This window comes from Citrobacter meridianamericanus, from assembly GCF_041320245.1.
In the GTDB taxonomy this organism is placed as follows: Bacteria; Pseudomonadota; Gammaproteobacteria; order Enterobacterales; family Enterobacteriaceae; genus Citrobacter; species Citrobacter meridianamericanus.
The window spans coordinates 1,530,485-1,547,365 of sequence record NZ_CP101036.1 but is presented as its reverse complement, the minus strand read 5'-3'; the positions used below and the strand labels follow the sequence as shown (position 1 = coordinate 1,547,365).

General features: G+C 44.6%; 16 protein-coding genes. 2 read left to right on the top strand and 14 right to left on the bottom strand.

Going from position 1 to position 16,881, the window contains the following annotated elements; all coding sequences use genetic code 11:
• Positions 1–19: 19 nt before the first annotated feature.
• Positions 20–1,063 carry a hypothetical protein gene (locus tag NMD08_RS07315; protein ID WP_023308160.1) on the top strand — a complete coding sequence of 348 codons (1,044 nt, stop codon included), beginning with the start codon at positions 20–22 and terminating at the stop codon, positions 1,061–1,063.
• 101 nt (positions 1,064–1,164) lie between these two features.
• Here the strand turns inward: NMD08_RS07315 and NMD08_RS07310 are convergent, their stop codons facing one another.
• The 11 genes from NMD08_RS07310 to NMD08_RS07260 form a co-directional block, all read right to left on the bottom strand.
• The gene (locus NMD08_RS07310; RefSeq protein WP_096968181.1) at positions 1,165–3,498 is read right to left on the bottom strand and encodes an AAA family ATPase; all 2,334 of its coding nucleotides are present in this window, start codon (positions 3,496–3,498) and stop codon (positions 1,165–1,167) included.
• Positions 3,473–4,138, bottom strand: coding sequence for an ABC-three component system middle component 1 (locus tag NMD08_RS07305; RefSeq protein WP_053271423.1), 666 nt, complete (start codon positions 4,136–4,138; stop codon positions 3,473–3,475). The genes NMD08_RS07310 and NMD08_RS07305 overlap by 26 nt, the downstream gene beginning before the upstream one ends.
• The gene (locus NMD08_RS07300; RefSeq protein WP_050868172.1) at positions 4,119–5,351 is read right to left on the bottom strand and encodes an ABC-three component system protein; all 1,233 of its coding nucleotides are present in this window, start codon (positions 5,349–5,351) and stop codon (positions 4,119–4,121) included. Before NMD08_RS07300 ends, NMD08_RS07305 begins: the two co-directional genes overlap by 20 nt.
• 219 nt (positions 5,352–5,570) lie before the next feature.
• Positions 5,571–6,005 carry a HigA family addiction module antitoxin gene (locus tag NMD08_RS07295; RefSeq protein ID WP_023308168.1) on the bottom strand — a complete coding sequence of 145 codons (435 nt, stop codon included), beginning with the start codon at positions 6,003–6,005 and terminating at the stop codon, positions 5,571–5,573.
• An 81-nt stretch (positions 6,006–6,086) separates the two neighbouring features.
• The gene (gene trbL / locus NMD08_RS07290; RefSeq protein WP_096968182.1) at positions 6,087–7,478 is read right to left on the bottom strand and encodes a P-type conjugative transfer protein TrbL; all 1,392 of its coding nucleotides are present in this window, start codon (positions 7,476–7,478) and stop codon (positions 6,087–6,089) included.
• A gap of 2 nt (positions 7,479–7,480) precedes the next feature.
• Positions 7,481–7,654, bottom strand: a complete 174-nt coding sequence (locus NMD08_RS07285; protein WP_023308170.1) for a hypothetical protein — start codon at positions 7,652–7,654, stop codon at positions 7,481–7,483.
• 11 nt (positions 7,655–7,665) lie between these two features.
• Positions 7,666–8,460 (bottom strand): P-type conjugative transfer protein TrbJ, encoded by a 795-nt coding sequence (trbJ, locus tag NMD08_RS07280; protein ID WP_050868170.1) that lies wholly within the window; start codon positions 8,458–8,460, stop codon positions 7,666–7,668.
• An 81-nt stretch (positions 8,461–8,541) separates the two neighbouring features.
• Positions 8,542–8,895 (bottom strand): conjugal transfer transcriptional regulator TraJ, encoded by a 354-nt coding sequence (gene traJ / locus NMD08_RS07275; protein ID WP_001588179.1) that lies wholly within the window; start codon positions 8,893–8,895, stop codon positions 8,542–8,544.
• Between the two features lie 665 nt (positions 8,896–9,560).
• Positions 9,561–10,343: a hypothetical protein gene (locus tag NMD08_RS07270; protein WP_050868168.1), complete on the bottom strand. Its 783-nt coding sequence runs from the start codon at positions 10,341–10,343 to the stop codon at positions 9,561–9,563.
• Positions 10,330–11,187, bottom strand: a complete 858-nt coding sequence (locus NMD08_RS07265) for a helicase RepA family protein (RefSeq protein WP_050868165.1) — start codon at positions 11,185–11,187, stop codon at positions 10,330–10,332. The genes NMD08_RS07270 and NMD08_RS07265 overlap by 14 nt, the downstream gene beginning before the upstream one ends.
• Positions 11,188–11,192: 5 nt before the next feature.
• Positions 11,193–11,423 (bottom strand): AlpA family transcriptional regulator, encoded by a 231-nt coding sequence (locus NMD08_RS07260; RefSeq protein WP_023308174.1) that lies wholly within the window; start codon positions 11,421–11,423, stop codon positions 11,193–11,195.
• 77 nt (positions 11,424–11,500) lie between these two features.
• Here NMD08_RS07260 and NMD08_RS07255 point away from each other — a divergent pair, with 77 nt between their 5' ends.
• Positions 11,501–12,472, top strand: coding sequence for a hypothetical protein (locus NMD08_RS07255; protein WP_023308175.1), 972 nt, complete (start codon positions 11,501–11,503; stop codon positions 12,470–12,472).
• A 577-nt stretch (positions 12,473–13,049) separates the two neighbouring features.
• Here NMD08_RS07255 and NMD08_RS07250 read toward each other — a convergent pair.
• From NMD08_RS07250 to guaA, 3 genes are all read right to left on the bottom strand, one after another.
• Positions 13,050–13,679, bottom strand: a complete 630-nt coding sequence (locus NMD08_RS07250) for a hypothetical protein (RefSeq protein ID WP_023308176.1) — start codon at positions 13,677–13,679, stop codon at positions 13,050–13,052.
• A 123-nt stretch (positions 13,680–13,802) separates the two neighbouring features.
• Positions 13,803–14,993 carry a site-specific integrase gene (locus tag NMD08_RS07245; protein WP_023308177.1) on the bottom strand — a complete coding sequence of 397 codons (1,191 nt, stop codon included), beginning with the start codon at positions 14,991–14,993 and terminating at the stop codon, positions 13,803–13,805.
• A gap of 306 nt (positions 14,994–15,299) precedes the next feature.
• Entirely contained in the window at positions 15,300–16,877 is a 1,578-nt protein-coding gene (gene guaA / locus NMD08_RS07240) for a glutamine-hydrolyzing GMP synthase (protein ID WP_151217648.1), read from the bottom strand.
• Positions 16,878–16,881: the final 4 nt, after the last annotated feature.

Here is a 16,881-nt window from a genome sequence, read left to right as displayed (position 1 = left end):
TATTTAGTAAGGAAGATTTATGGCTCTATCACACCGGCATGGGGTTGCCAAGGCTGCATATGCCTTTACATCTGCTTTGGCGCTTCTTTTGAAACGTTTGGGTAAGCACAATGTAATGGAGGAGCCGGATATACAGGGAATAGAACCCGATATCACGTATGGTCAGCAAGACTCTCTGACTATGATCGAAACAAAGTTTTATCGTCGCAGTTCTCCGCCGCCATCTTCTATTTTTAAACGCGCTCTAGAGCACACACATGACAGAGGTAGTAGGATCGGTGCTGCCAGAATTGTGCTGGCAATCTCCTGCCCCATGGATAAGCGTTTTTCGAATGTAGCCCATATATACCCCGCTGTTGAGATTTGGGACGAAACGAAGCTATTTGAGATGGCAGCCCCATTCCCTGAGATCTTGACCCTGTTTGAAGAGATATTCGAAGCTGACACACCTAAGAGTGCTGAAACTCTGAGCCTTAGTTCGTCATCGTCCGCGATTACTGGTGCTGATGAACCGACACCGGAACCTAAGAAAGGTAAGGTATTGGCCGAGGCCTTAGCAGAAATCGAGCGTGGCCGCGATATGGCTACAGATTTCGAGAATGCCTGCATTAACGCTCTTAAATATCTCTTTGAAAAAGATCTACACGGCTGGCACGTGCAGTCTCGTACCGTAGATACCTTGCATCGTAGGGATCTGGTGTGCCGGATCTTGGCAAAGGCAGCCGAGGTGTGGCGTCTGATGCTCGAAGACCTGGGAAGCAGATATGTGGTCTTTGAATTTAAGAACTACAGCAAGCCCATTACCCAGAACGAGATCGTCACCACTGAGCGTTATTTATACCCCTCAGCCCTCAGGAAGGTTGCGATTGTGATTTCACATGAGGACTGTGCGGACTCTGCTAAGGCCGTAATTGCCGGAGCGATGAGAGAACATGGGAAGCTGATCATTCCCCTATCGGTACCAGAGATAATAGATTTGCTGAAAACCAAAGACGAAGGCTCAGATCCTAATACCTATCTGTTTGAACGCGTTGATCAGTTTCTTTTAGGGCTTGGAAGGTAGCACTGCGGATCCGCCCCAGAGCTGCTTGAGCGCAGAGCCTCAGGGAAGACCACGATACAATTCCCTGTGGCCACCCAGCTCTCAGGTAGCCACGGGCGGTTTTAAAAGGTTTCTTTTGCCAAGAGCTGCATGTTGAGCGAACTTGCTGTCAAACCTGCTCTGTCGAACCGGTAGCGCATATAAGCCGAAATATCGTCCTCGTGAGAGGAGACGACCAACTGACAATGCTTTAGTTCGCAACGGAGTAGATCAGTCAAGGAAGCAACGTTTACTTCATCCAGTGATTGCGACGGGTCATCAATCAGGATAAGAGGCACCCGAGCATAGACCTTATTGAGCGCAAGGAAGAAAGCAAGGCTAAGGGCAGACACCTGACCAGAACTCATGGACATGACTGCGTCGTGTTCAGACTTCTCGGCAGTCAGGAACCTTAGTTGCGTACCTTCGCGACTCTCGATAAACAGGCCCAAGCCGCGCTGGTAGTTTTGGATCAGCCGACCACTATAGATGTGGAATATGAACTCAATAGCCGAAATTGTCTGGTCAGTATAATTCTGCTCTGTCTTCTTCAATATGCTGCGGAGCTTTTCGATTTTACCTTGTGCTTTTTGGGCTGCCAGGGTTTCTTTTTCGATAATCTTAAGATCGTTAATACAGGTTTGGAGCCTAGAGCTTTGAGCCTCGTTAGCTTTAATCGATATGTACTGCTCTTTATCCTTCAGATCTTCAGCCGTGACTATGTAGAAGTCCTGCAGGTCTTTGAAAGCGCAGTTTGTGGTCTCTCGCCAATCCTCCGGCAGCGCTAAGGCATCAGCTTCAACCTGTTTTTTATTTCTTAGAATCTCCTTGAGCTTTTCAAGTCGCTCATCTATTAAATCATCAATTTCAGTAAATGAATCAGTAAATTGAATGTTCTCGCTCTGCAGCTTCTCCCGTAGTAGTGTTATTGCCGGCAGCCGAAGCTTAATTCTGGTTAGCCCTGCATGAAGATTTGATACAAATGTAGGCGTGAGGAGTTTCAGGCTGTCTTGTATAAAGGTGTCGATGAGTTTCAGCTCAGCATCCATAGCAGTGATAAGGCTAACTAAGCTCTTACCATCCTGGCCTAATGATTCAGAGATCTGTTTAGTTCTTGATTCAATGGCATCCGCCATTGATTTGTGATCTTCCCAGTCAGCGCCACAGAGAGGGCAAAACTGCTCGTCGGGATGAGACTTCTTATGTTCCCCAAGTAACTGCCTTTTTAGACGTTCCAATTCGGCTACGACGTTCGCATTGGCGCTGCTTTTTACTTGTAGGCTGTTTCGGGCATTAATTTGTGACTCAAACCACTCAAGACGCCCATCCGTCCAGCCTTGTAATGAACGGGCTTCTTCGAGCTTGATCACCGTGGCACCGCGTTTAATGATGCTTGCTGAACGCTCTAATTCATCAATTCTCTTCTTGATAGCTTCAAGAACATCAAGCTTGCCCAGGTCTTTACCAAACTGCGCCAAACTTCTCAGCGATTCCTCGTTACGCTCAATGTCGGCATCAATTGCCTCGTTGTGAACTCTGGTTTTTATCGTGGCTTTGAGTGGCAGAAGGGCAATAATCTTTCGAACTGATTCCTGGTAGGCTGCATGGTCTACCGACGAATAAGTTGAGAACAGTACCTCCTTGTCCCACCCTGGTTGGACATCGGACGTCGAGATTTTTTTGTACTCAATGATCCCGGCCTCTGCCAACAATGTGTCCTTTAGGGTGGATATCTCTTCTTTAAGAGATGCAGCTTTTGCCGTGCGTTCAGGATTATTGATGTACCTTGTGAGTTTACTACATACGGAGTTGCAGCTTTCGATCTCGGCTTCAATATCGCTGATGTTAAATAGGTTTCCTAGTTTATCCTTCCGTTCGTCTACCCGAGTGTGTAACAGCCGGTTTTGCCCTTGCTCCAGATAGTTAAGAAAGGAGAAGTTTTCCCTGAAGTTTTTTCCGAAAATTTCGTCAAGGAAATTGTTGTCGCGCAGATTTGCCTTAGTGAAGTCAGATGATTCGAATCCTGGCAGCTCATAAAGCTTGAAATTATCGTATTTGTCAGCACGATTGTTTACTGGTTTTTTGAATATTGCAGCTTGGCAATGTCTAGCTAAAACAAGTTTGCGACCATCATTAGTAAATTCAATCTTAATGCAGAGGTCGTTCTCTCCTGAGCGGCTGTTCCAGAAAAGATTGTCCGCGTAGTCTCTCTTGTTCTTGGTTAATAATGTTTTGAATAGATTTTGTATTCGACTGATCTGGCCGGTAAGCAGTAGTTCGATTGCGTCGAATATGCTTGTTTTGCCATAACCGTTAGGGCCGTCCAGAGTTAGCAAAGACGACTTGCCAAGATCCAAGTAGATATGCTTGAATGCTTTGAAGCTAGAGACTTCAATCTTGGATATCTGCCAGTTCATTTTTAATCATTTCCTTGATAATTTCGTCGGCGTTTTTGTCTGTGACTTTTTGGATAGTCAAATACGTATCGTTAAGGCTGGCTTGTGCAACAGCCTCTGCTGCCTGTAACCTCAAGGACACAAGATTTTCTTGATGGCTAGGTAACTCTAAAAAAGGAAGCTTGATAAAGATCTTCGCCGCAAAGCTGTATTGTGTGGCGATAAGAGGGTTTTCTTTGTATTCAAGAAATTCCTTTTTGTCAGCAATAACATATACCAGTTTGTCGTATGTGAAATTAGTGAGTGCACTTTCTTCCGCAATACTGTAATAGAGGACATATTTTTTATAGAAGTGCGGGTCTTCCTCAATTGCGAAAATTTCTTCTTCGTGATCCTTGAACTTGGCCAGAACATCAAGACGATGAATACAAATCAAGTCGCAGTTTTTCTTAAAGCTAGGGTTTCTGAGAAACTCATCAGGAGCAAGATGATTGATTCTATTATTCAATTCGGCTGGGTCAGGAAGGTCGTCAAGATTATGTAGAACTGCGAACCTAATAGCAGATCCTGACTCGCGAATATAAAAGCTTGTGTTGTCCAAGTCTCGTTTACTAACAAAGCCATGGGCAACAAGTGCTTCATCAATGAGTTGCTTTATCATTCAGTCGTTTCTCCGCATCGTCTTTTGTTATCACGCTAATGCATAGCGACTTGGTGATGTTACTTTCGAATTTTTCAGTGGTCTGCTTGTCGTCGAAGTCATCTGAGTTTGTGAATTTTGTATTAAAGGTGAATGAGGCTTCCGCTTTGCTGGCGATTAGATGGTTGTACTCAAAAAGTAGTCTCAGCAGATCTCCGTTGTTTTTTATTTCACGGGTCATGTCAAACTCACACTCTTCGCTTTCATCCACGTCAAGAGCGGTAGGTACGTAGAATCGATTTTCGCTGTCAAGGTAGTGTGGGAGATGGTTGAATATAGGCTCCACCGAAATAGCCTGGATGAGCTTTGTGTATCGCCTGATGTCGTTCGTCTGAACGTCTTGAAATCGCTCGGAGGGTTTTATCATCTGGCAGAGGGCTTTCAATTCATTGATAGGAGTTTCGCGAATGTGCTCACACAGACATCTTGCTCTCTCGTAAGTAGCGTCACTCATTGTTGGAAGCGCCTGATCCAATCTCTCTTCTAGGTGAGTTTGAAGCCTGGCCTTTAATGCAACTGTATAGTAGTCCCTGTTCTGATAGGGGTTTTCGGTTAGCAGGTCTTCTAAAATATTTCTGGCCTTGATACGGCCCTCATATGCGGCTCTGTTTTCTGAAATTCCGCCAACCTGATTTAATTTATGATTGTGTATTGCCTTGGTACTGATTTTTTCAGAAAGTAAACAATAGTTAAAATTTATAAGATTATCACTGACAATGATGTGCTGTTTGATACATATATTTTTTATGAGCTCTTTGGTAAGCCCTTCAATTTCACCCAAGCCGCAATAATAGTTGTTTCCATAACGATAGAATTTTACTACTTCTCCGCTAGCGCCTCTGTGATCATCTGTATTACTTAGCGGGACAGATACATGGAAGTAACGAGTTGTCCCTTTGATTTTGTCGTGCTCGATCAAAGTAGACTGTTCCAGCGCCTTGGTGTAACCACTTCGATATTTACTTATCTTAGCTTTTACTTGATGGGCTGTATGTAGTTTTCCATTTTTATAAATAGCGAAGTCGTCACTACTGTCTAGCTGAAGCTCAAAGTCTAGGTCGCCATCGTGAATAATCTTAAGGGAGTGATATAGTGCAATTTTCCCTTGATAAACGAAGCCGCTCCATGAGGATACGGCGCTGGCTGGATACTTATCATCATCTTCTTGGCTCACATGAACTCCTTTCACCGTTAGCGAGCTGCCAGTGCGGCGGAATGATGTTACTGCATTTCAAGACGTTTGCGTACTCGCTTCGTTTATTTTTCCAACATACCTTGCATTTTTCTATCATCTATTAAAAATTTTGCTCTAAGAAATGACTTTGAACAAATATTCTTACATTCATGACATGTGAATAGCAGCTAGTATGGTCTAACATGGGATGGACGAAGGCTACTTACTTCGTTTTTCCTTGCGATCTTGCAACTTTTGAAGGTTACTCCAAAAGTCCTCATCAGTACCAAATATGCCAGCAAGAACGCGAGCTTCATCATCCGTAAGACGATGCAAACCGCAGATAATATCGTCAATATCCTGTTCGCAAATACCCATAGATTCCGCCAGTTCAGCATGAGACTTGTTCAGCGGTTTTAAAAATTCCTCTGTCAGCATTTCTCCCACGGTCACAGGCCCGGCGGTATCTGATTTTGTGTAGTATGCAAAAATCTCAGAACGCCCCTGCTCATACGTCAGATCACCTGAAATGATACGTGCTTTAACGGACTCGTACAGTGGCGTACCACTGGGGTCCATTCCTTCAAGTCTCAGGGAAGCCTCTGCTTTGCGGAAGCCCTCAATGCGTAACCGTGTATAGAGAGTCCTGGACATGTTTTTCCTTTGAGTTGCAGGAGTAAGGTTCGCACAGTGAAAGCGTCAGCTCACGCTACCTCGTTAACTGACGCACGTGATTCAAGATTTATTATTACCCGATAAGCTATCACCGGCAAAATCATCATGTTCGCGGTTATCCCGATGAGTGGCTGTTTGCTTACGTATCTGAGCCGCCAACTCCCCTCCAATAGTTTGTTGGACACGAGAAGAATTGCTACTTCGCTTCGTTTTCTGGTACTCAGCAGCTCCGTTGGCCACGCTGCTTCCCATATGGCTTGCCATGCGGCCAGCTCGTGAGAATGAAGCAAACCCCTGACTTCCTCCGCTGGCGCTAACTGAACTGTTCCCTGCTGACGAACCACCGGAACTGCCTGAGGGTTGGCCTCCAGAAGTATCTACAGAACCGGTATCTTCCCCGCCGCCAAATCCTCCACCGGAACCGCCTCCACCGCCTGAACCATATTCTTCGGCCATGGCAGCTTGCGCAGACTCGAACGCTGCCTTTAATGCAGAGGCTCCGCCGCTGACTTGAGCTGATGCCCCCATTGCCATTGCTCCAGCACCGCTGATGGCAGTAGCGGCAGCGCCGGTAATCATACCTGACCCAAATCCACCAATCCCTTGTAAAGAAGCCCCTCCTACAACACCTGATAACAACAGTGGTAGCTTATTCGTTAATACTAACAGGATAATTGACGCCAGAAGCAAAACGATAAGACTATTAAGATCAGGAACATCATCTTTAATAAGAGAAAAGTATTGATCTATAAATGATTGTCCAATCCCAATAATTAATGTCATCGTGAATAATTGAATGCCAATCGATAAAACAGTTCGTAAGTAATTAATTGCTATATCAGAGGTCCATTTCGAACCACCAAATCCAAGCAATATAACTCCTGCATAACATAACACCCATGCAGAAACCAACATGATTAGCATATTTATCGCTATAAGGGACATCACTACCAAAACGATTATCGCTACTGTTATCATAATGGTGGATATCATTGGCGACCAAATTGATGCGGCTGAACTGACCTTTGTTAATATCGCAAACGCCATATCAACTATGCTTGAGGGCGAAATACCAGTACTTATTCCTAAAGCGTTTGCTGCAAGTTGCCTCATTGAATTAATTATGGATTGCGATATGGATGGGCCGTTGATTAAAAGATAATAAAAAAAACCAATGACGGCAAAAAAGCGAACTATTTCAGCAAGTACGCCTGTCAACCCTTCTCCTTGCATTGCCATCATACCAAATGTCCAAACCATACTTATTAATACCAGCCCCCAGAAGAGCCAATTTGCATAGTCAGCAATTACTGTTGTCCATGTACTGGCTACTTGTTGAAACTTATCTAATAAAGAATCAAGTAGCCCGCTACTATCTAATTGACCAGCATAGGCATTTATAGAAAAGAAAATTATGATACCTAGAAAGGTGAGCTTACTTACTATTTTCATGATTACCATTCTCGTTTAGGGCTTGGTTTATTATTACTCCGTAGAGCACATTTATCGTATTTATTTTCATCAAATTTATTATCTGGCGTCGATAAACAATCTTTATCATTTTTATCGCAAGAACATATGGCCAATAAACTGATCAGAATAAATACAATCAAAAGATTATCTTTCATTCTGCGTTTCCTCACCAAATTCGCTTCGGGCTTGGTGTATTCTCTCCAGCTAACGCTTTTTCATCAGCGGCTATCTGTTGTGATTCTTTATCTGCCTGAGCCTGTGCCAGTGTTGCTGCAGCGTTTTGCTGGGCTACCAGGAGCGAGCGGATTTGCAGCAGCTGGTTCGTTTGAGCACTTGCAAGCTGGTTAGCGGCCTGAATAGCTTCCATTTGCCCTTGTGCGCCGGTTGCCTGAGTTTGCAAATCTGCCAGGTTATCAGCATCGCTTTGCAGTGTTTCTTGCTGTTCATCAAGAGCCTTAAAAACGGCGTCATTGGCCTTTTTACGCGCCTCAGAGCTGTTCTGTTCTGCTTTACGCAGTGCGCTGATTTCATCTGCAGTACATTCAACATTACTGTTAAAGCACGGTGATGAGCGGTAGTAATTCACGTCCTGATAACGTTTCAGATATGAATCAAGACTCCCGGCCTGATTTTTGTAGTAATTAAGAGTGTCCTGCGCCTGCAACAATTTGTTGATGGTTGAATTGGCCTGATCCCAGATATAGGCCGCAGGTGCGACGGTATTTTTGAGCATGTTTTCATACTGCTGCAGCTGCGTCTGGTACTGCTGGATCTGTTTAGTCACAGCCTGAACGTTGTTAACTGCGCTGATTGTGGTCTGAACCACATTAGTGCCATCAATAACGGGAATTCCGGCCTTAACCGGTAATGTCATGACGGACGCCAAGAAAGGAACTATTAAAGCTTTTTTAGCGGCTAAAATCCCTCTTTGTAATGAAACCACTCGGAACATTAAATTCATTTGCTCACCTCTTTTTCATCAGTTCAGTAATATTTAACACACTGTCTTTTAACAGACGCAGGTATATAGGAAACCACACATTTATTTATCCAAGATTTTATCCATAATGTTCCTTAGTTCTTGCCGAGTTGATTCTATTTTCGCAAGCAAGGTTCTTATCAGGGTGGGTGAAAAATCAACTGTTCGAGGATCATTTGCGAGCCATAATTTAAGTAATCCGCCAAGTCTTCCAAGATCAGCGTTTACTCGGCTAAGTTCATTAACCTGTTTTATATCTACGATAGAATCAACCTGATAACCCATTGCAACTCTACGAACAAAACAGGCAACACTTAATCCAGATGCTTCTGCATTTTCTTGGATGAGAATTTTTTCTTCGGGTAAACAATAAACTTTTATTGGCGTACTATTTTTTCTAGTCTGAGTAACTTTCATATAGCTCTCCATACAGGCGGTAGCCTGGCAGCCTCGCAGAGCAGGACGCCCTTGAGCCGCGATGCGGCGAATAGGGAGTGGTAAAGTTGGAACACCGTAGCGGTGGGCCTACTTTACATGTCCTGCCCTCCTGTTGCCGTAGTATATCTGTGCACATCAATGTGTATTTCAGTGTACAGGATGTGTTTTCTTAGCGTATTAATATAGGATTACTCGGGTAAAGATCTGCAGCAAATGTGTTTCTTGCAAGGAAACTATATTTCTCCCTTTTGAAAATGACCTTTAGTAGTTATAAATGGGCGTCCACCAACTGTATTTATGTTTCGATATATTGTAAGAACTATTTTATTTTCTCATGCACTTTTTTACTTACATTGTCAAAGCATGTGCATTACAGATTTTAGCGGCTAAAATCTTCCTCCCTATGCCTAAAGCTAGGGGCGTACCTCATATGTCATAAAACCTACCTCAAGTGTCAATATACCAAACGAGTAAGTAATCTCTTCTTCTGGCGTACAACCATCGGCCTTTGGCCGATTCTAGATTTGAAAGCGCCTGCTCAGGCAGGTGATTTCAAAGACTGTAGATCCTGAACGATCCTGTAAATACTGCTGAATAGTAAAAAATCGGGCCGCTGTAGCACGCTACCGGGCCGCTATAACACGCTATCGGGCCGTTGTGACACAATATCGGGCCGTTGTGACACGTTTTATCCTAGAACCGTTCAAATCAATTCCAATTTCCAGCAATTGCACGGAATCTTCTTTCAATCTCCGACGATAGTTACGTAAAGTCATATTACTCGTTCCTTCACCGCACACTGCTAATATCAACGTATCCATATACCACCCTCCTAAAGGATTATTCCTATGGGTTAAGACATGACGAGCGACTGCCTGGCTAATACCATGTTGTAGCCGAGCTATGGGGCCAGGATGATAATAAAATGGCAAATCTTTTTTGAGTAACATCGCTAATGCAACACCCAGACGGACACGCCATAAACGGCGTTCTCCCCCAGTCAAAGGATCTGGACGCGTCATAGGTGATGGCACTACATGATCGATCAGTCCCCCTATTATACAGTCGCCGCTTTTCTCCAGCTCTGGCGTTATAATTTCAACTGTTGCGACGCGCAGATCTAAAAGCAATTTCTGTATACGACCATAACTGTATTGTGCATCGGATAGCGTTCGGCGTACTTTCGCTGGATCTACTAATAATTCGATTCCACCATCAGAAATTTCACGACGTTGCTCGGCAACATATAATATTGTCTCTACGATATCGGCATGACGCTGTCCGAGCCGTCCGGTAACACGACAACGACCAAAACTAGTCTCCATCCATTGTCCCTTCACCTCCTTAGGACGCTGGCTTGGCTGGTACAGAATTACTCGGGCTTGCCAAGCTGTACTTGTGGGTGCCACTTTATTACCAGTTGTCATTGTCAGCGCCACTCCAGGTAGATGTTCTTTCTTTAGTAAGCTTTTTATTATTCTTCGAGCTGAGCGCCGTTATTTTTAATACTCCCCCCTCATGTCTCTGTAACCAACGATCTGGCGCACGTTCTCCATAATTTACTTTATTTATTCCAAATCTAACAAATTGACCTCGAACATCATCAGAAATACCATACGTCTTCGCTTCCAAGGCGGTCATGCCCGCCAGATAAGATTGCCACCGTATATTATCAACCAGGACGCTACTACCCCTGCTTGCCTGCTGTATATCACCAACCCTCATCGTGGCAGCGCCTTTGTTTGAATGGTGTAGAAATATAATCGAACATCCAGTATCAGCAGCAATACCTTCTAGCTTTCCAATGACTTTGGACATTGCTGCGCTATTATTCTCATCCTCCTGGTGGAAACGGCGAAGAGTATCCAAAATTATTAAACGTCTACCTTTTGAAACTTCATTGATCAAGTTGCTCCAATCCGGCAAGAAAATATTTGGACACTTCCCTACCAAAGGTTCGACCAGTAGCTTATCAGCTACAATCTGCTGCTGACGTGCTGTTAGATATTTTCCCAAAGCATATAAACGATGGTGAACGATGGTTTCAGAGTCCTCCACAGGTAAATATGCTACCAACCCAGTCGGATATTCACCAAAGTTTAAAAGATCTACACCACAAGTAATCTGCACAGCCAATTGTAATGCCAGCATTGACTTTCCAGCGCCTCCCGGAGAAACAATCGCTCCGATAGTACCAATAGCCAAATTAGGCAAGACGTAATCAATTGGTTGTGGCTTAGCTTCAAATGCTTCCATTATGTTCAATGACATTGCTGTTACCTACCTAAAACAACACCGGGTCTGGCCGCTTTAAACATTGCTGATTTACGATCCGCAATCCACTGTTCCACTTCGGATAACTGCCATGCAACATTTCGACTAGTAAGTGCTATACGGCGAGGAAACTCGCCTCGCTGTTCAAGGTTATAAATAGTGCGGGCTGACAATGGGATCATTTCCAGAAGTGTTTTTCTGTTAATGAGCGTGCTATGTGCCTTTGTTTGCATCTGCCTTCCTCCTGTTTCCAATCAGGCCTATACAATGCCAAGCATTACCACTTGCTAAAACCTATTCATTGGCTAAAATGGTTGACATGAAAATTACTATCTGGGAAGGCTGTGACCTCACAGTTGCAGCTGCAATTAAATTATTTGTAGAGCGTAGTTATCCGTACTCCATATTTTCACGGAGGTATCCAATACTGCGTCTCATACAGGAAGTTATTGATCCAGCAGTAGCTGCTTATGTAAATTCCCTGCCACCAAGTCATAAAGACTACATTTCTGGAGTAAATCTAGGATTTAGTGATGTACTTAAAAAAGTGGGCTTAAACGTCGTAGTACAGGCACAAAGACTTCTTTTGCGTAATTTCGTTCTGACTTTAGATCAACAAACTTCTCTTGATAAATGCTTTACCGCTACGATTGAGTCTCTTATTGAATTAGTCAGTGAGTGCGCATCCAAGCGGCCGAAGAAATCCTCTCCTGCAAAAGGAGTAACTATAAATTCACAGCGTAAGCTCGGTTATTGCGAGTTCTGCGGTAATCTAACCGAATTTTCCAAGTTGATCAGTGAGATATCAGAATTTGTTGCTAACGATAATGAGTTCCCCGTTCATGAAAAACAGGTCCTTAGTCATCGATATTGTTCTGACCATAGGCCCAAACTCACCAATGGTCTATGGAATCCCAAATACAGACAAGGAAAGCGGTCTCTCGAACAGTTCAATAAAGAATTAATAAGGCTTAGACGGCAATGCGCTAAACCGCATAAAGCTAACGCAAACACAGGGGATATATTGATTGATACCTATTTTCATGAGTGGATGCAGGGTCAAACTTTAACCCCAGCAGATCTAGATAAACTTAGGAATATTGCCAGACGAATGGTTGACTCCAAATTCACTGATACTAAGAAAAAAATAATCATATTAAAACACCAAGGTTTTAACCAGTTTGAAACCGCACAGGTTTTAGAAAAAAATCACTACACAACTATGACAAAGCAGGCTGTGTCCAAGGCCTTAGCGTCTGTGAGGAAAGAATTTTATATTTAAAATAGTATATCCACGAGCTATTATGGTGGCGGTTTAAGTCTTAATATCATCCACTTTATTGAATTATAACCAGCCACTTACGAGGGTTTTTCGCGATTACCCTGCTTCAAATTGATGATTTTGAAAATACAGTATTATAGTTTATTGTTTGTAGCGCAGCTGTAAGCGTTATGCAAAACGGATCACAGTGATACTACCTTACCAGTAAATCACTGAAGCCGATCTGTAATGACATAGAACGAATTGGTTTTATGGTTATGCAATGGCTCATCCCCTTACTTGTCCCTGACCATAAAAAGCATTCGCTTTCCTGAAAGCAAGTCTAAGCCAAGGGGCGTTTACAGTTGTCTTCTCTTGGCTCATTAGGTACTGGCTTAATTATTAGAATCATGTCGGTGGCATTTAAGTCCAAATATGCCCAAACTTTTAGCAGCTAAAATTCGTCTTCTCATGTAGGGTCAAGAAGCTTATGACTTAACCTATTGATTATGTGAATTACCTTGTGAGTATTACTCGTAGGATGGAATCTTCCAAAACTCTGACAATTCACTCTGAATGCATGGTAACAAAGAACAGTTTAAACCATGGTCTGTTCAGCGTTAAATTTCTCAAGATAGACTTCCATTTCGCGAGTCCACCTAGGGGTAGGTACCGAGGTGATCATTAGCCAAGGAAACCACCATACAAGCATGAAGAGTAACATAAGCGGTGCGATCATTTCGGCCGAAGAATGAGAAACTATATACATAATGAATAATATTAGTAGAACTGTGTTTACAATCTGACCTACCAGAAAAAGACGCCAGCGAAAACAATGCCATTTCCTGTTGAACACAATCCGTCCATCCCGTTCTTCGAGCCAGTTACGCCACGGCTTGAGATAACCAGCCCGCAACCCATAACGATCACACATTATTACAGCCAAATCCTGCAGCCGATAATTATACAAGCCTGTGAGCCGATAAAGGCTGCGCTGACGAAGCTCACGCTTTGCCAGACGGACCGCATTTTTATTCAAATATGGCTGTGTCAGCATTTGCTCTAGCCGGCGCTTCCTAAGATTGAGTAGTCCACGAAATACACTTCCAGATTCAGCATTAATTACTCTGTGACGAACTACACCGAGTGCAATATAGATACACAGCAATAGCCAGCCGGTCTTAGGGTATTGATTCATCCATTGTATAATTACAGACAACTCAGGCACTTTTATTTTTCCTTTTTATGCAATCCAGATAAAACCAGTAAAGATTCAGTAAATTTTAGCGGCTAAAATTGCTCTCCTGGCGTAGATAAAAGAAGTATATCCACTTAAATTACTGATTATTAACTACTTACTAGTCCATTCATCAATCATATTCGCCCAATCTTGTAGCATCTCGGCCCTCTGCTCACGATATTCAGCCTTGTTATAAACAGCTCGTACCCCCTTTTGTTCATGGGCAAGGCACTTCTCAATCCAGTCAGTATTGTACCCGGCCTCATGTAGCAAGGTGCTGGCAGTACGCCGTAAGTCATGGGGACCAAACTTAGGTAACAAGTCCCCTTCTTTCTGAGCCAGACGATACGTCAGTGTCAAAACCCGGTTTAAAGTAGCGCTACTCATTGGCGCATCGGAATCGTACCGCGAAGGAAGGATAAAATCAGAGCTACCGGCAAAGGTTTTGAGAGCAATCATAATATCCATTGCCTGTCTGGAAAGAAAAACCAAATGTGGATTACGTCGTTTCATCCTCTCCTTTGGTATCGTCCATAATGCCTCACTAAAATTGATCTCCTTCCAGGTTGCGTTAGTAAGCTCACTTTTACGTACCATCGTTAACAGCAAAAGTTTAACCGCTGCTCTGATTGATGGCGTCGTTCCTACCCGTTCCATGTACCGATACATCAGACCAATTTCAACTGGCGTCAATGCCCTGTCACGAGGCTCAAATTTCGCTATGCTTGCAGGCCGTACCAGATCAGAGGGATTCTCAACCTTCTGACCGCGCTCAATAGCCCAGCGATAGACTTGCAATACAATCTCTCTGGCGTGCACAGCTGTCGCCGGTGCCCCTCTCTCGACAATGTTATCGGTTAATGCGCGTAAGTCTTCATGTGTAATCTCGGTCAATTTCTGCTGCGCAAATTTTGACTTCAACTCCCTTTGATATACCGAACGCCGCATATCACGCGTCGATTCAGCCATTTGATAACCGCGTAACCATTTCTCAGCCCATGCACCAAAAGTCTCCGCATCTTTGATACGAGCTTTATCTCTAGCTTTTTCCCTCGCTGGCGATCTTCCACTGGCAACCATTTTTTTAGCTTCATTGAGCCGTTCACGCGCTTCTGCAAGCGTGATCCCTCCAACACCATAGCGGCCAAAAGTAACGGTCTCCTGTCTTCCGTTTATTGAATAGTTATAACGAAATGAAATAGTTCCAGCCGGAGTGACCGCAACATACAGACCATCACGGTCATTAACTTTATAGAGTTTCTCCTTCGGCTTAAGGTGACGCAGCCTGGTGTCAGTCAACATGTTTTATTGTTTTCCTTTATCAAAAATACCATGTTGTAAAAAATTCAGAAAACTTGTTTAACTCTCTGTTTTTAATTGAGTTATAAAAAATAAATACCATAACTCAACCGAAATTTATCACATGGTACTTTTTCAAACCTGAATTCGAAACCAGAGAGTACCATCAAAAATTCCATTGAAAAAACCGTGCTTCCCGTTGCTAACAGCTGCCAGAAAGTGCCAGATACAAAAACAAAAAAGCCCGCAGTTACGCGGGCTTAGAGGTACTTTACTGCTTTTACGTGCAGGCTGTTGCCAGACGTTAAATCATTCCCACTCAATGGTAGCTGGCGGCTTACCGCTGATGTCATACACCACGCGGGAAATACCGTTAACTTCGTTGATGATGCGGTTAGAGACTCGGCCTAAGAAGTCATACGGCAGATGCGCCCAGTGGGCGGTCATAAAGTCGATGGTCTCAACAGCACGCAGGGAAACAACCCAGTCGTACTTACGGCCATCGCCCATGACGCCAACGGAACGCACCGGCAGGAACACGGTGAACGCCTGACTGACTTTGTTGTACAGGTCAGCTTTGTGCAATTCTTCAATGAAGATAGCATCCGCACGACGCAGCAGGTCGCAGTACTCTTTCTTCACTTCGCCCAGTACGCGCACGCCGAGACCCGGCCCCGGGAACGGGTGACGGTACAGCATGTCGTATGGCAGGCCCAGCTCCAGACCAATCTTACGCACTTCGTCTTTGAACAGCTCACGTAGCGGTTCAACCAGACCCATCTTCATCTCTTTCGGCAGGCCGCCGACGTTATGGTGAGATTTAATGACGTGCGCTTTACCGGTGGCGGAAGCCGCGGATTCAATCACGTCAGGGTAGATAGTACCCTGCGCCAGCCATTTCACATCTTCCAGTTTCAGCGCTTCTTCGTCGAACACTTCAACGAATACGCGGCCGATGATCTTACGTTTCGCTTCCGGATCGTTCTCACCTTTCAGCGCGTCCAGGAAACGCTGTTCGCCTTCAACGTGAACGATGTTCAGTCCAAAATGGTCACCAAACATATCCATTACCTGCTGGGCTTCGTTCAGGCGCAGCAGACCGTTGTCAACGAACACACAGGTCAGGTTTTTACCGATCGCACGGTGCAGCAGCATCGCGGTGACGGAGGAGTCCACGCCACCGGACAGGCCGAGGATCACTTTATCATTGCCAACCTGCTCGCGAATGCGGGCAACGGCGTCATCGATAATTTTTGCCGGTGTCCATAGCGCTTCACACTGGCAGATATCGCGCACAAAGCGCTCCAGCATACGCATGCCCTGACGGGTGTGGGTCACTTCCGGGTGGAACTGCACGCCGTAGAAGCGTTTTTCTTCGTGCGCCATAATGGCGAACGGGCAGTTGTCGGTACTGGCGACAGTAACGAAACCTTCCGGGATAGCGGTCACTTTATCGCCGTGACTCATCCATACGTCCAGCAGCGGTTTGCCATCGGCGGTCAGGGAGTCTTCAATACCACGCACCAGCGCGCTGTCGGTCTGAACCTCTACCTGCGCATAGCCGAATTCACGTTCGTTAGATCCTTCAACATGACCACCGAGCTGCATTGCCATAGTCTGCATGCCGTAGCAGACGCCGAATACCGGCACACCGGCATTGAAAACGTATTCTGGCGCGCGCGGGCTGTTTGCTTCGGTGGTGCTTTCCGGACCACCGGAAAGAATGATACCGCTTGGGTTGAATTCGCGAATTTGTGCTTCCGTAACATCCCATGCCCACAGTTCACAGTAGACGCCCAGTTCACGTACGCGACGTGCAACCAACTGAGTATACTGCGAGCCGAAATCGAGGATGAGAATGCGATGTTTATGAATATTGTCTGTCATTGAC